The organism is Marinobacter sp., assembly GCF_048266785.1.
In the GTDB taxonomy this organism is placed as follows: domain Bacteria; phylum Pseudomonadota; class Gammaproteobacteria; order Pseudomonadales; family Oleiphilaceae; genus Marinobacter.
On record NZ_JBLWYX010000004.1, the window covers coordinates 214,015 to 229,718 of the forward strand.

A 15,704-nucleotide genomic window follows, 5' to 3' on the forward strand; every position below is an offset into this window, starting at 1 on the left:
GCCAGCATGCCCCAGCCGATATTCTCAAGGCCGCTTTACACATGTCTGATCTGCAACTCCGGCAAGCCACCAGCGATGATCTGAATGCTCTTCTGCAGCTTGAGCACCGCTGCTTTAGCGAAGACCGACTATCCCGCCGCAGCTTCCGACGCTTTCTGGATATGCCCCGGGACAGACTGATCGTGGCCGAGACCACAAGTGAGGGGAAGAGCGAGCTACTGGGCTACTGTCTGGTGCTGATGAGCGCTGCAACCCGAATGGCGCGCATCTATTCCATTGCCGTACTTCCAACCGCACGTGGACGCGGCATTGGTGAAAAGCTGGTTAAAACAGCCGAACGTGAGGCGGCAGACGCGGGCCGTATCCTGATGCGCCTGGAAGTTCGGGAAGATAACAGCGGCGCAATAGCACTCTATAAACGCTTGGGCTATCGCCAATTCGGCACTTACCGGGACTATTACGAAGATCACGGGACGGCTCTTCGCTTTGAGCGGCGCATCCTGTTTTACGAGCCGACAAGGGATTTCATCCCTGTGCCCTATTACCCCCAAACCACCGACTTCTCTTGCGGCCCTGCAGCTCTGATTATGGCCATGGCGGCGCTTGATGAGCAGCAATCGCTGACCACTCTGGAAGAGCTCAAAATCTGGCGGGAAGCAACGACGATTTTCATGCTGGCGGGTCACGGTGGCTGTGGCCCCCACGGTCTTGCATTGTCCGCCTGGAACCGGGGGTTTGAATCCAACGCCTGGATCAGTACCGAGGGTCCATTGTTCCGGGACACGGTCCGAAACGACGACAAAAAACGGGTTCTGGAACTGGTGCATGAAGGGTTCTTGCACGACATAGGCAAGACTGGCATAGAGTTACACCACGACCCGCTCACACTCGATGCCATGGAGCAGGCACTGCTTGAAGGTCGGATTCCAGTCATTCTGATCAGCACCTGGCAGTTGAACCGGAGCCGGGTGCCTCACTGGGTGACCGTATGCGCCATCGATGATGAGTTTGTATACCTCCACGATCCGGAAATCGACGTGGACGAAGGAGAGACCGTGGCGGACAAACAATATCTCCCGGTGGATAAACGGGTGTTCAGCCAGATTTCGCGATACGGCCGCAACCAACCGCTTCAGGCCGCAGTGATTGTCGGCCCGAAGCGTTGATATGTGCCTAGCCTGTTCGGAGCACTGCTTCTTTGAGGCCTGAAATTTCGTCCCGCAGGCGGGCTGCGGCCTCGAAATCCAGATCCGATGCGGCTTTGTACATCTCGTCCTCAAGGCGCGACACTTCTTTAAGCAACTCGCCAGGCGTTCGGCGGCCAACCCGGGCGCGATACTGTTCAGCTTCTTCAGCGGCCTTGTCGCCAGGTCGCGCGGCTTTATTCCTGCCCCGGCCACCGCCGCCTGCTCCTTCCATAATATCCGCAATTTTCTTGTTGAGCCCTTGCGGTGTAATACCGTGAGCTTCATTGTGCTCGGCCTGTTTTGTCCGCCGGCTTTCGGTTACGTCAATGGCTCGCTGCATGGAGCCGGTTATCCTGTCGCCGTACAGAATGGCTTTGCCGTTCAGGTTGCGTGCCGCACGACCGATGGTCTGAATCAGTGAGCGCTCGGAACGCAGGAAGCCTTCTTTGTCAGCATCCAGAATGGTGACCAGCGATACCTCAGGCATATCCAGGCCTTCCCGCAGCAGGTTAATGCCGACGAGGACATCGAACTCGCCCCGACGCAGATCGCGGATGATCTCTACCCGCTCAACCGTATCGATATCCGAATGCAGGTAGCGCACACGGATATCGTGCTCCATCAGAAAGTCCGTGAGATCTTCGGCCATGCGTTTGGTGAGCGTGGTCACCAGAACTCTTTCATTGACCTTCACACGGGAGTGGATTTCAGAAAGCAGATCGTCTATCTGCGTGGACGCAGGACGCACTTCAATCACCGGATCCAACAGGCCGGTTGGCCGGACGACCTGCTCCACCAACTGACCCGCGTGTTCGGCTTCGTAATTGCCGGGCGTGGCCGAGACAAAGATCATCTGGGGCGCAATTCGTTCCCACTCATCAAACCGCATGGGGCGATTATCCAGCGCAGACGGCAGTCGAAAACCATACTGAACAAGGGTTTCTTTTCTGGAGCGGTCGCCTTTATACATGGCACCAATCTGCGGGATGGTCACGTGGGACTCATCCACAATCAGCAGCGCATTCGGTGGCAGGTAATCAAACAGTGTTGGCGGTGCCTCACCCGGCTGCCGGCCCGAAAGGTAGCGGGAGTAGTTCTCGATGCCGTTGCAGTAGCCCAGCTCGTTCATCATTTCCATGTCGTAGCGGGTGCGCTCTTCCAGCCTCTGGGCTTCCACCAGACGATTGTTATCACGTAACTGTGGCAAGCGTTCATCAAGCTCTTTCTTTATTTCTCCAACCGCATCCAGCACCGTCTGGCGCGGCGTTACATAGTGGGACTTGGGATAAATCGTAATTCTGGGCACGCGCCGGAGCACTTCGCCGGTGAGCGGGTCAAAGTAGCTGAGGTTTTCAACTTCATCATCAAACAGCTCAATGCGGACGGCTTCCTTTTCCGATTCCGCAGGGAACACATCAATCACATCGCCGCGCACACGGTAGTTGGCCCGGTGAAACTCAATGTCGTTACGGGTGTACTGCAACTCAGCCAGCCTGCGCAGAACATGCCGTTGGTCAATCTTGTCACCCCGGTCGAGGTGCAACATCATCTTCAGGTAGGACTTCGGATCACCCAGACCGTAAATGGCTGATACAGTTGCCACAATGATGGCGTCCGGGCGCTCAAGCAGGGCTTTGGTGGCGGACAACCGCATCTGTTCGATGTGTTCGTTAATCGAGGCGTCTTTCTCTATAAAGGTGTCAGACGAAGGGACATAGGCCTCGGGCTGGTAGTAATCGTAATAAGACACGAAGTACTCAACGGCGTTATCCGGGAAAAATTCGCGGAACTCGCCATATAACTGGGCAGCCAGGGTTTTGTTATGGGCCATCACAATGGTGGGCCGCTGCACGGCTTCAATCACTTTGGCAACGGTAAACGTCTTGCCGGAGCCGGTAACACCGAGCAGCGTCTGGTGTGCCAGGCCAGAGTGAATACCATCCACAAGCCCTGCAATGGCTTTTGGCTGGTCGCCCGCAGGCTCGAACGGTGAATCAACCGTGAAGACGCCTTCCTTACCGGAACTGCTGGAATCGTTACTGGCCATAATTGGCAGACAACCTCCGTTCACTCGACATGGATACCCCTGCCAGATCCTGCGACTGCACGACCTGACCTCATAGAGAAATTTATTGTTGCTCCAGCTTCATGGTACCATCAACGGGATCGACGGCTGGGCGAAAGTCAGCCGCCCCGCCGGTCACAGACCTATCAGACGCAGCTTTAAGGAGCGCAAGTTTGGACCTTCAACTTTCCAGCCGAGTACAGGCAATCAAGCCATCCCCCACCCTCGCGGTAACCAACAAAGCTGCCGAATTGCGCGCAGCAGGCCAGGATATAATCGGCCTTGGTGCGGGCGAGCCGGACTTTGATACGCCGGACCACATCAAACAGGCAGCCATCGAAGCCATTAAAAACGGCCAGACAAAGTACACCGCTGTTGATGGTACGCCGGCCCTGAAGAAAGCGATTATTGCGAAGTTCAAACGGGACAACGGCCTGGAATACGAAGCCAACCAGATACTGGTATCAAGTGGTGGCAAACAGAGCTTTTTCAACCTCGCATTGGCTACCCTTAACGCCAGCGACGAAGCCATTATCTCGGCGCCTTACTGGGTATCCTACCCGGATATGGTTCTGGTTGCTGAAGGCAAACCGGTTATCATCGAAACTGGCGCGGAGACACGCTTCAAGATCACTCCGGAGCAGTTGGAAAACGCCATTACCGAGCGTACCCGCCTGTTTGTGATCAACAGCCCTTCCAACCCCAGCGGCATGGCTTACACCCTGGAAGAGCTGCAGGCGATTGGCGAAGTGCTGAAAAAGCACCCGAATATCATGATAGCCACTGATGACATGTACGAGCCCATCCTCTGGACCGGCAAGCCATTCTGCAACATTCTGAACGCTACGCCTGAGCTTTATGACCGTACCTTTGTTCTCAATGGCGTCTCCAAAGCGTACTCGATGACCGGATGGCGTATCGGTTATGCCGCTGGCCCAGCGAAGATCATTGGATCCATGAAGAAGATTCAGTCTCAAAGCACCTCTAACCCTTGCTCCATCTCTCAGGCAGCCGCTCAGGCTGCACTGGATGGTGACCAGGCGTGTGTGGGTGAAATGGTCAAGGCCTTCAAAGAGCGTCACGATTGGCTGGTAGACGCTTTGAACAAGTTGCCGGGTGTAGAATGTCTTAAAGGTGACGGCACCTTCTACGTGTTCCCGAGCTTCCAGGGCGCAATTAATGCTGATTCCAGTGTCAGCAACGATGTGGACTTCGCAGAGAAACTGCTGAGCGAAGCCGGCGTTGCGCTGGTTCCGGGTTCTGCGTTCGGTTGCCCTGGCCATATGCGCCTGAGCTTTGCGACGAGCATGGATAATCTGGAGAAGGCGATTGAGCGTTTGCAGAAGGCTCTGAGCTAAAAACTTCGGCAAGGGGTTGACGAGGCGGTGGGGTAATCTTAATATACGCGCCTCGTCATATGACGACGTTCCCCGATAGCTCAGTTGGTAGAGCAACGGACTGTTAATCCGTTTGTCGCTGGTTCGAGCCCAGCTCGGGGAGCCATTTTTTAAAACCCGCTAATTCTTTTAGTTAGCGGGTTTTTTCGTTTTATTTCCATGAACTTTTACTTTTGACCCTAGCCGGCGTGGTTGAGTGGCTCCCCAATATTGAGGGGGTGGAACCCCATGGCAAAGACGATAGCCTATAAAACGTCCACCGGTGACGACCAGTTGCTTTGCAGTGGTCAACTCCTCTCGGACAGGGCACGGCGAAAATCATGCTCGGACCTTCTTTATTCTATTCCTGATTACAGCTTGAAGCGGGCAACTTGCGTATTGAGCCCTTCTGCAAGCCGCGCCAGTTCCTGACTGGCAGAAGAGACCTGTTCGGTGGAGGACGCAGACTGATCACCCACATCGCGGATCAGGGTGACATTCTGGTTGATCTCTTCCGCCACGGAACTCTGTTCTTCGGCGGCAGTCGCAATCTGGCTGTTGTACTGGCGGATTTCCTCAACCCCTTGCGCCATTTCCTGAATAACAGTGCCGGCCAGTTGTGCCCGCTCAAGTGTCTGTTCCGCAAGTTTGTTGCCAGTCTCCATAGTGGAAACCGATGTTTCCGCGCTGGCGACCAGGTTGCTGATCAGGGTTTCAATCTCGGCGGCGGAGCTTTGGGTACGCTGAGCCAGTGACCGCACTTCGTCGGCCACCACCGAGAAACCGCGCCCGTGCTCGCCCGCACGGGCAGCCTCTATAGCGGCGTTCAGTGCCAGCAGGTTGGTCTGATCGGCAACCGACTTGATTACGTCCAGCACAGTAGCAATATTGTTGGTTTCTGCTTGCAGGCCGTTTAGCTGTTCCATCACATTGGCGCTTTGTTTGTTCAGGTCTGCAACGAGATCCAGAGTTTCCCGGACAGCCTTTTCACCATTACTGGATTTTTCGCTGGCTTGATTGGCGGCCTCAAAAGCCGCTTCAGCACTTTTGGCCACTTCATTGACCGTCGCAACCATCTCATTCATAGCGGTGGCAACCTGGTCGGTCTGGGATTGTTGTTCTGCCACGCCCTGACTGGTCTGGTTGGTCACCGTGGAAAGCTCTTCCGAAGACGAGGCAATACTGGACGCCCCGGTATCGATCTCGCGAATCAGCTCTCTGAGGTTGGTAATCATGGTAGCAAAAGCGGCAAGCAACTGGCCGAATTCATCCCCTCGCTGGCTTTGGACATTCACAGTCAGGTCGCCCGAGGCAACCTTGTTGGCAATCTCAACCGCTTCGTTGATTGGCCGGGTAATTGATCGGGTCAGTATCCATGCAAGGACGATGGCAACAAGGAGGGCGATAACGGTCACGATAATGATTTCTGCAACCGCGCGGTCATATATTTCCTGCAACTGTGTCTGCGCACCGTATTTCAGCTCCTCCATCATATCGATGGTACCGGTTGCAACAGCGTACATTTCCTCTTCAAGGGTTCTGACGATGTCTGGCGGTCCGGAGATGGCAGTTTCGTACCTTTTCAGAAGAGCCTCGTAGGACCTATTGCCGTCAAGAATCCGTTCTGCCAGTTGCCGGTCCTTACTGCCTGCCTCATTCATTTCAATCAGAGGCGTCAGTGCACTTTCAGCATGAACAGCGAACCCGATGGCGCGCTTGATGTATTTGGCGTCCTGTGTAATCGCAAAGTTTCTTTCGTCTCTTTCTGCCTTCAGCAAGCCAATTTCAGCAGCGTTGGTGTACTTTACAATCGAAGTGCCGCGGTTATAGTCAGTAAGCGAAAAGTAACCGACCGCGGATACGATGATGAGAAGTATGAGGAGGAGGGAGAAGCTGGCGGCGAGTTTTTTACCGACAGCAAGGTTTCCAAAAAAATGTTTCAACGGCATTTCGAGCATCCTCAAGATAAGTAGGGACAGAAAAGGTTTCGATCCACACATATAATATAACGGACTCTAAGATACGAACTATCGACTGGGTCCGTATCTCTGCTGATTGCCAATCAAACTTTGTCAATAATCAATGCTGCGGATTGACCCCATGCCGATGGTCATGATGGTATCTTCGAACAATTTGTCCCAGTGCTCGAAGTCCTGATTAGACGTGATGATCAGGCTGTGGCGGCCACGAACTTGACCCGGATGCCAGCCTCGATCAGGCCGTAAGCAACTGATCAGTCGATAAGGTTCCAAAAGCTGGATCAAAAATTACCCAGCAATAAACGGATGGATGTATCCGCCCTAGTCAGGTCTTATGGCGTTATAGACTTTCGATTGAGTGCACAGCCATGAAGATGCCAACTGAACATGAAATGAAAGCAGCGGTTGCTGCAAGAGACCAGTCTCGCGACGAAGATTTCTGCTATGGCGTTATCACGACAGGCGTTTGCTGCAAGCCATCTTGTCCCTCTCGTCCCGCTAAATCTGAAAATCTTAGGTTTTTTCCAAACATTGAAGCAGCTGTGATGGCAGGTTTTCGTCCATGCAAGCGCTGTCTGGCCACTGATGAGACGTCACGTGTTGCCGTTCTGACAAAAATAGCTCGTTATATTGATAATAACGCAGAGGAACGACTAACACTTTCCACACTGGCAGATATGGCAGGGCTGTCCCCTTCCCGACTACAACGGATTTTCAAAGAAACACTCGGCATCTCGCCCAAGACTTATCAGGATGCCGCCAGAATGCGGCGCTTCAAGCAATCACTAAAGGATGGCAAGGGCGTCACTGAAGCAATTTTTGCCTCAGGGTTCGGCTCAATCAGCCGCGTTTACGGGGAAGCCACTCGCAACCTCGGAATGCCTCCAAAGGCGTACGGAGCAGGTGGTGCAGGTGAAGTTATTACATTCGCGTGTCGCATCACCGCGCTTGGTTTACTGGCCATGGCCGCAACGGACAAAGGCGTGTGTTTTGCCCAGTTTGGTAAAGATGAATCTTCGCTGGTCTCCAAACTGCAAGCAGAATTCCCTAACGCAGAGCTGCAACCATCTACTTCATTCAACACACCTGAACTTGATGCCTGGATAAAAGCACTGGATCAGCATATTAGCCAAGGTGCTCCAAGACCCGAATTGCCAATTGATATGCGAGGTACCGCATTCCAAATGAAAGTCTGGCAGTTTTTAACGAGCACCCGAGAAGGCGACATTCTCAGTTACAGTGAAGTGGCCGATCAAATCGATAAACCCAAAGCTGTACGCGCTGTGGCATCAGCCTGTGCCAGAAACCGTATTGGCGTGCTAGTTCCTTGCCATCGAGTTTTACGAGGGGATGGAGGCTTGGGAGGATATCGCTGGGGCCTGGAACGGAAGCAAGCACTGATCGACGTAGAACGAGCGCGCACTGAGGGACATCAGTCAGAGGCAAAAGCTTAAAGCAACACTCGAAGATCGAAATCCAGCACACGGACCGACGACTTTCAGACTATTGCAGCCAAATACCGGCGCTGCGCAACCCTAACCTGGAAGGCTGGGATCAAAATCAGCGGATAATAGAAAACTACAGGCCTATCACCTCAGCATGAATAGCCTCCAAAGCAGCCAAAGGGTCAGCCGCTTGGGTGATTGGCCGACCTATAACAAGGTAGTCGGAACCGGCTTTGAGTGCATCGCTGGGGGTCATGATGCGCTGCTGGTCACCTTTGTCGGCGGTTAACGGCCGGATACCGGGGGTAACCAGTTTGAAGTCGATGCCCTGCTCTGTTTTGAGCTTGGGGGCTTCCTGTGCGGAGCAGACAACGCCATCCAGGCCGCAGTTTCTGGTGAGCGTGGCCAGGCGGGAAACCTGAGCTTCGGGGGAATCGGTAATACCGATACCTGCGAGGTCTTCAGCACTCATGCTGGTAAGAACCGTGACGGCAATCAGCAGGGGCTTATCCGCTCCAAAGTTATCCAGGCGCTCACGGCACGCCAACATCATCTTCTCGCCACCGGAGGCGTGCACGTTCACCATCCACACGCCCAAGTCTGCAGCCGCAGCCACAGCTGCTGACGCCGTGTTGGGGATGTCGTGGAATTTCAAATCCAGGAAAACGTCAAAACCGCGCTTCTGCAAACCCTCAACAAATCGGGGGCCGGAACGGGTAAAGAGTTCTTTACCTACCTTCAGGCGGCACATGGCAGGGTCCAGTTTATCCACCAGCTCCAGAGCCGGATTCGTAGCCGGGAAGTCGAGGGCTACGATGATCTTGGGGTCGTTAGAAATTTGCACGTTGAAATGTCCTGCGGGGTATCGGTAAAGGGTGTCGGTAGAAAGTATAGGTAAAGAGTTTCAATAAATGATTATTCAGCTTCAACGCCCTGGATCGGGCGAACGGTTTCCCATTGTTTGCAACTCGGGCACAGCCAGTGCAGTTGCTGACCAGAGAAGCCACAGCTTACACAACGATAAACCGGCCTGTTTGCAAGAATGAGAAGACCAATACGACTTACCAGGCGGCCTTCGTCAGTGGTCATCCCCTTTTCATAGCCTGCCATTTCCACCAGCCGCAAAAGCGCTCGCACACTAGGCCGGATTTCGAGCTCCTGGCGCAACAGTTCAATGGCTGCAGGGCGACCTGAAACACGCTCAACCGATTCTGCCAGAGCCAGCAGCAGGCTGGTACTCGGATAAGTTTCGTAAAGCTTGCGCAACTTCTTCACCAGCCGGCCAATATTGCCGTGCTCATGTTCCAGTTTCATTAAGCGATCAATGGATTCGGGCCCGAAATCCGGGTTTTGATCAAACACCTTGAGCCCCTGGTTACCTGCTTCCCGGTAACTGCCCTGCCTGACCAGAATCTTCATCAGAATCAGCGTTGCGCGAACACATGAGCGGTCGTAGTCCAATGCTTCCTTGGCCAACTTCTGGGCAGTCCAGCGATCATCCTGCCCAATGGCTTGATCTGCCAGTTCACAGGTAAGGTAAGCAAGATCCTTGAACATCGCGGGGTCCGCGTCATTTTTGATCAAGGTGCGGGCCACGTCAGCAGCCTTGCCCCACTCTCTTTCCTGTTGGTAAAGCTCGATCAGTTGCTGGGCAGCCGTTCGTCCGTACTCACGATCGCCCATGATCTCTTGCAACAAGGCCTCAGCGCGGTCCAGCAGGCCAGCCTTAAGAAAATCCATGGCTAGTTCGAGCGTTACCTGAGGGGAAAATCGTGGAGGCAATTCGGGTCTTGCGAGCAGGTTCTGGTGAACCAGGATTGCACGGTCTGTTTCACCCTTATTTCGGAAGTGCCGACCGACAGAAAGATGAAGGCTAACGGTCTCTTTGTTGACAGCCAGTGACTGTACAAAGTTATCGACCGCCTGATCGGAATAGTTGGTGAACAGAAATTGCAGCCGGTCCTTAACGGACTCTTCGTCTGAAATCTTCGTTCGGGCTCGGTTACCATCGCCACCCAGTCGGCCAACAAGCCAGCCAACGGCAACTGCAATGGTCAACAGAAGCCACTGAAAAACTATGTCCATCAAATAGCCCGGTCGTTCTGGACCCTGGATTTCTCCAATGCCTGCTCTGCGCGGTCAAGTCGTTTCTGAAGGGTGCGACGGGAAACCGACGTTCGAACGGTAGCCAACATGGTCATCAGAACACCAACCAGTGCGCCAATCACAAAAGACATGATAATCCAGATAGCCACACCGTGAGGCTTGGTTTCAAACACCAGAAAATTAAGAGCAACAGCCATCTGATTGTTCAGCGAGAAAACGAGCGCCAGCAACACCAGGACCAATATCAACAGAATCAGTAGGATTTTCTGTAATCCTGCCATCGCTATAGCTCTCCCAAATGCTGATAAGTGCCCGAATTATAGGTGTTCTGCTTCAGGGATGAAAAGCCGTTAAAACCCCTGCTTCAAACTGTCATTTACCTGTTCACGCAGTTCCTTGCCGGGCTTGAAATGAGGAACGTACTTTGCAGGTAATTGCACGGCTTCGCCTGTTTTCGGATTTCTGCCAGTACGAGCAGCCCGATGATGGAGGGAGAAGCTGCCAAATCCCCGTATTTCAATCCGCTGGCCGCTCGCTAGCGACTGGGACATGTGCTCAATAATGGTTTTTACTGCCAGCTCAACGTCTTTAACCGAGAGCTGTGTTTGTTTTGAGGCTATCAATTCGACCAATTCTGACTTCGTCATGAGGCACTTTCCTCTTTTCTTTTTTATTCGGCCATTGATTACCGAATTCCCACTTCCCTCCAGTTTAGCCAAATCATAAAAAAACACAAAAAAAACGGGCTCTTAGAGCCCGTTTTTTTCACACCAACCGGAAATTAGTCCTTGTTGGCGTTTTGCTGCTGCATTTGTTCCTTGATGAGATCACCAATGGTGGTCGCACCGGAAGAAGTTTCTGCAGTTTTAGTACGCACGCTATCAATCGCCTGCTTGTCGTCTTCTACGTCCTTGGACTTGACAGACAGGTTGATGATGCGGTTTTTGCGATCGATGCTGATAATCTTTGCTTCGACTTCTTCGCCTTCCTTCAGAGCGTTACGCGCATCTTCAACGCGGTCACGGCTGATTTCAGAGGCTTTCAGAATCGCTTCAACTTCGTCGTTCAGAGCAATAGTAGCTGCCTTGGCGTCGATGGCAGAAACAACACCCTTCACGATAGAGCCTTTGTCGTTCAACTGAACGAACTCAGCGAATGGATCGCTTTCGAGCTGTTTGATACCCAGGGAGATGCGCTCACGCTCGGGATCTACAGACAGGATGACGGTATCAACATCGTCGCCCTTCTTGTATTCACGAACCGCTTCTTCGCCTGTTTCGTTCCAGCTGATATCAGACAGGTGAACCAGACCATCGATGCCACCGTCCAGACCGATGAAGATACCGAAGTCAGTGATTGACTTGATCTTACCGGAGATGCGGTCGCCCTTGTTGAAGTTGCCGGAGAAATCTTCCCATGGGTTGGATACGCACTGCTTGATACCCAGAGAGATTCGACGACGCTCTTCGTCGATGTCCAGAATCATCACGCCCACTTCATCGCCAACGTTAACGACTTTAGACGGGTGGATGTTCTTGTTGGTCCAATCCATTTCAGATACGTGAACCAGACCTTCAACGCCTTCTTCCAGCTCGGCAAAGCAGCCGTAATCGGTCAGGTTGGTTACACGTGCAGTAACCTTGGTGCCTTCCGGATAGCGGCCTTTGATATCAACCCAGGGATCTTCACCCAGTTGCTTCAGACCCAGAGATACACGGTTACGCTCACGGTCAAACTTCAGGACCTTGACGTTGATTTCGTCGCCAACGTTCACGATTTCGCTCGGATGCTTGATACGCTTCCAGGCCATATCGGTAATGTGCAGCAGGCCGTCAACACCACCCAGATCTACGAACGCGCCGTAGTCGGTCAGGTTCTTGACGATACCCTTGATTTCCAGACCTTCGGTCAGGGTTTCAAGCAGAGCTTCGCGCTCGGCGCTGTTTTCAGCTTCCAGAACAGCGCGGCGGGAAACAACCACGTTGTTACGCTTCTGGTCCAGCTTGATAACCTTGAATTCGAGCTCTTTGTTCTCCAGGTGCGCGGTATCGCGAACCGGACGAACATCTACCAGGGAACCCGGCAGGAAGGCACGAATACCAGCCAGATCAACGGTGAAACCACCTTTGACCTTGCCATTGATAATACCTTTGACCACTTCTTCCGCTTCGAAGGACTTCTCGAGTACCTTCCAGGATTCAGCACGCTTGGCCTTTTCACGGGAAAGACGGGTTTCACCGAAACCATCTTCCACTGCATCCAGTGCTACGTCGACAACGTCGCCAATAGCTACTTCCAACTCGCCTTTTTCGTTCAGGAACTGGGAGGCGGGGATAACGCCTTCGGACTTCAGCCCGGCGTTAACTGTGACCCAGTCGCTATCAACATCCACTACGGTTCCCTGGACGATGGAACCTGGTTTCATGTCAATTTCTTTTAGGCTTTCTTCAAAAAGATCCGCAAAGCTCTCGCTCATTATGAGTCCTATAGGTTCAATGCAAGTATGCTCCGTGTCACCAGCAACACGGTCTGTTAATAAGTTCCGGAATCAGCCAGCGGCTGGCAGATTTCGCTGTTTCCGGCATCTCAACGACAAAAAAGTGCAGTCAGGCCTGACCTGCAGCGGCCATACACCTGTCCAACACCTCTTGTATACTCAAACCTGTAGAATCAATGACTTGCGCATCATCTGCGGGCTTGAGAGGGGCTGCGGAACGGTTCATATCCCGTTCATCACGGACCCGTATCTCCTCTAAAAGGGCATCAATACTAACATCGACACCCGCAGCCTTCAACTGGCTGAAACGTCGGCGGGCACGCTCTTCGGCGCTGGCTGTCAGAAAAATTTTGACCGGGGCATTCGGAAACACCACAGTGCCCATATCCCGACCGTCTGCGACCAGGCCCGGCGCCTGCTGAAAGTCTCGCTGGCGCTGCAGGAGTGCATCACGGACTGGCTGCATTACCGCGATGCGCGACGCATTGTTTCCACAGGTTTCCGTGCGGATTTCGGAGGTGACATCTTCCCCTGCCAGAATAACTTTTGCGGGTTCGCCTTCAGGTGTTGGCTTGAACGCAACATCCAGAGACGCTGCCACCTTTACCAGTGCCACCTCGTCATCCAGCGACACGTTTTGACGCGTTGCCGCGAGCGCTGTCAGCCGGTAAAGTGCGCCGCTGTCGAGCAGGTGCCAGCCAAGTTTTCTGGCCAGCATCTGGGTAACCGTGCCCTTGCCTGAACCACCAGGGCCATCAACTGCAATGACTGGTGCATGCCCTTCCGACATCAATGTGCTCCCTGTTCGGTGGCCGTTAAGGCGCCCTCGGCTGCGATGTTGATACCGGTTTGTTTCGCCAGCTCGACAAAACCGGGGAAGGACGTCGCCACATTAGCGCAATCGTTTATTTCAATCTCACCCGTCGCTCGCAGTGAGGCCACAGCAAAAGACATGGCGATACGGTGGTCCCCATGACTCTGAACGGAGCCGCCTTTGATCGTCTGGCCACCTTCAATAACAATGCCATCCTCCGTTACCGTTGTAACAACTCCCAGTGCTGCAAGGCCATCGGCCATGACCTGGATACGATCACTTTCTTTTACCCGCAACTCCTCGGCACCGGTCAGCACCGTGCGACCAGTGGCACAAGTGGCTGCAATAAACAGAGCCGGAAATTCGTCAATGGCCAAAGGCACCTGGTCTTCCGGGATATCTATGCCTTTGAGCTCAGCAGAACGAACGCGCAGGTCGGCAACGGGTTCACCGCCGATTTCCCGTTCGGCCATAACGTCAATATTTGCGCCCATCTGTTGCAGGATATTGATCACACCTACCCTTGTCGGGTTCATGCCTACGTGGCGTAAAACAAGGTCAGACCCCGGAGCAATACTGGCCGCAACCAGGAAAAAAGCGGCCGATGAGATATCTGCGGGTACATCAATAGCATTAGCCGTCAGCTTGCCACCACCGTGAACGCTGGCAGTCGGGCCATCACGCTCTACTTTATAGCCAAAACCGGTCAGCATGCGCTCGGTGTGATCCCGCGTTGGCGCCGGCTCGGTAACCGACGTAGTGCCGTCTGCATAGAGGCCGGCAAGCAACAGACAGGATTTTACCTGGGCGCTGGCAACCGGCATATCGTAATGGATGCCGGTAAGCTTTTTGTCTTTACTGCCCCTGATTTTCAGAGGCGGACGGCCGCCCTCAGCCGTGTCGATAACAGCACCCATAGATCGCAGTGGGTCCGCAACGCGGTTCATGGGCCGTACGGAAAGACTGGCATCGCCCGTAAGCTCGGACTCAAAAGGCTGCGCAGCCAACAGGCCTGTGAACAACCGCATACCCGTGCCGGAATTGCCCAGATAGATAGGGCCACGCGGGGCCTGCAGACCGTGCATTCCAACACCATGAATGCGCACAAAGCCTTTGATCGGGCCTTCAATCGCAACACCCATATCACGAAACGCCTGAAGCGTTGCCAGGCTGTCCTCACCTTCGAGGAAACCCTTTACTTCGGTTACGCCCTCAGCCAGAGCTCCGAGCATGATTGAGCGGTGGGACATGGACTTGTCCCCGGGCACTCGTATATCGCCGGTCACTGTGCCACCGGGCTGAAGACGGAACGTCACCTGATTTTCACTGTTATTTGTCACGTAAGCCTGTCCTGAAAGCATTTTGGAAAAGTGTTCGCGCGCCGCCTTCGCGCGACTGAATACGCTCAACAGCGTGGCGCCATCCTGGTCAGCAATCGCAGTACGCAACCGATCCAGATCGTGAGTGAAATGGTCAATCACCCGGAGAACGGCGTCACGGTTGGAAAGAAAAATATCGTGCCACATCACCGGATCACTCGCGGCAATCCGGGTAAAATCGCGGAACCCGCCGGCAGCATACCGGAAAATATCCATATTCTCGTCTTCCCCCGCCAGCGTATCGACCAGTGAGAAGGCAATCAGATGCGGTAAATGACTGGTCGCAGCCAGAACTTCATCGTGATACGCAACCGACATGGTGAGTACGGTAGCACCGCACCCCTCCCATAAAGCCCGGAGCCTGTCCAGATGAAAACGACTGACATTATCAGGCGGTGTCAGTATGACTTTGTGATTGGCGAACAAGTCCGGGTTAGCCGCACGAATGCCGCTTCTCTCAGACCCGGCAATGGGATGCCCGGGAATAATACGGGGCGGGAACTCCCCGAACACCGCTTTAACATCCTTTACAAAGCCCGACTTTGTACTGCCTACATCGGTCAGAATTGCGTCTGCTGCAAGATGCGGGCGTATTTCCTCCAGTACCTTACGGGTCGCCTTTACCGGCACGGCCAGCACAACAAGATCTGAGCCCTGAACGGCCTCTGCGACCGTTTCCGCAATGGTATCAATCACACCAAGGGACTGGCCCAGCAAAAGATCTTCTTTACGTTGGTCTGCGCCAACGACTTCCCGTGCCAGACCGTTTTTGCGAATGGCGCCAGCCAGTGAGCCACCTATCAGGCCCAGCCCGATTACGGCAACACGCTGGAAGAGCCGTTCTCCAGACGACACC

The 15,704-nt window shown here is 53.8% G+C and carries 12 protein-coding genes and 1 tRNA gene; 4 read left to right on the plus strand and 9 right to left on the minus strand.

All coding sequences use genetic code 11. The features are described 5' to 3' along the window. Positions 1-41: 41 nt before the first annotated feature. The gene (locus ACN0V1_RS08490) at positions 42-1,166 is read left to right on the plus strand and encodes a GNAT family N-acetyltransferase/peptidase C39 family protein (protein WP_417544578.1); all 1,125 of its coding nucleotides are present in this window, start codon (positions 42-44) and stop codon (positions 1,164-1,166) included. Positions 1,167-1,173: 7 nt separating this feature from the next. Here the strand turns inward: ACN0V1_RS08490 and uvrB are convergent, their stop codons facing one another. Then, the gene (uvrB, locus tag ACN0V1_RS08495) at positions 1,174-3,234 is read right to left on the minus strand and encodes an excinuclease ABC subunit UvrB (protein ID WP_417544579.1); all 2,061 of its coding nucleotides are present in this window, start codon (positions 3,232-3,234) and stop codon (positions 1,174-1,176) included. Between the two features lie 191 nt (positions 3,235-3,425). On the opposite strand from uvrB, the gene ACN0V1_RS08500 reads away from it, so the two are divergent. Together ACN0V1_RS08500 and ACN0V1_RS08505 are read left to right on the plus strand one after the other, a co-directional pair. Further along, a complete protein-coding gene (locus ACN0V1_RS08500) occupies positions 3,426-4,610 on the plus strand; it encodes a pyridoxal phosphate-dependent aminotransferase (protein ID WP_417544580.1) in 1,185 nt (394 codons plus the stop codon). A gap of 69 nt (positions 4,611-4,679) precedes the next feature. Then, positions 4,680-4,755 (plus strand) — tRNA-Asn (locus tag ACN0V1_RS08505). Positions 4,756-4,999: 244 nt separating this feature from the next. Here ACN0V1_RS08505 and ACN0V1_RS08510 read toward each other — a convergent pair. Beyond that, positions 5,000-6,577 (minus strand): methyl-accepting chemotaxis protein, encoded by a 1,578-nt coding sequence (locus ACN0V1_RS08510; RefSeq protein ID WP_417544581.1) that lies wholly within the window; start codon positions 6,575-6,577, stop codon positions 5,000-5,002. A gap of 398 nt (positions 6,578-6,975) precedes the next feature. On the opposite strand from ACN0V1_RS08510, the gene ACN0V1_RS08515 reads away from it, so the two are divergent. Continuing rightward, positions 6,976-8,061 carry a bifunctional transcriptional activator/DNA repair enzyme AdaA gene (locus ACN0V1_RS08515; RefSeq protein WP_417544582.1) on the plus strand — a complete coding sequence of 362 codons (1,086 nt, stop codon included), beginning with the start codon at positions 6,976-6,978 and terminating at the stop codon, positions 8,059-8,061. A gap of 124 nt (positions 8,062-8,185) precedes the next feature. Here ACN0V1_RS08515 and pyrF read toward each other — a convergent pair whose 3' ends face one another. From pyrF to ACN0V1_RS08550, 7 genes are all read right to left on the minus strand, one after another. Continuing rightward, positions 8,186-8,896, minus strand: a complete 711-nt coding sequence (pyrF, locus tag ACN0V1_RS08520; RefSeq protein ID WP_417544583.1) for an orotidine-5'-phosphate decarboxylase — start codon at positions 8,894-8,896, stop codon at positions 8,186-8,188. Between the two features lie 71 nt (positions 8,897-8,967). Continuing rightward, positions 8,968-10,137, minus strand: a complete 1,170-nt coding sequence (lapB, locus tag ACN0V1_RS08525) for a lipopolysaccharide assembly protein LapB (RefSeq protein WP_417544584.1) — start codon at positions 10,135-10,137, stop codon at positions 8,968-8,970. Further along, complete coding sequence (locus ACN0V1_RS08530; protein ID WP_291945909.1) at positions 10,137-10,439, minus strand: LapA family protein; 303 nt, start codon at positions 10,437-10,439, stop codon at positions 10,137-10,139. The genes lapB and ACN0V1_RS08530 overlap by 1 nt, the downstream gene beginning before the upstream one ends. A 69-nt stretch (positions 10,440-10,508) precedes the next feature. Then, a complete protein-coding gene (locus ACN0V1_RS08535) occupies positions 10,509-10,805 on the minus strand; it encodes an integration host factor subunit beta (protein ID WP_200366093.1) in 297 nt (98 codons plus the stop codon). Between the two features lie 134 nt (positions 10,806-10,939). Further along, positions 10,940-12,634 (minus strand): 30S ribosomal protein S1, encoded by a 1,695-nt coding sequence (gene rpsA, locus ACN0V1_RS08540; protein WP_339780888.1) that lies wholly within the window; start codon positions 12,632-12,634, stop codon positions 10,940-10,942. Between the two features lie 130 nt (positions 12,635-12,764). Beyond that, complete coding sequence (gene cmk, locus ACN0V1_RS08545) at positions 12,765-13,445, minus strand: (d)CMP kinase (protein WP_417544585.1); 681 nt, start codon at positions 13,443-13,445, stop codon at positions 12,765-12,767. After that, positions 13,445-15,703 (minus strand): bifunctional prephenate dehydrogenase/3-phosphoshikimate 1-carboxyvinyltransferase, encoded by a 2,259-nt coding sequence (locus ACN0V1_RS08550; protein WP_417544586.1) that lies wholly within the window; start codon positions 15,701-15,703, stop codon positions 13,445-13,447. Before ACN0V1_RS08550 ends, cmk begins: the two co-directional genes overlap by 1 nt. Between the last annotated feature and the right edge of the window lies 1 nt (position 15,704).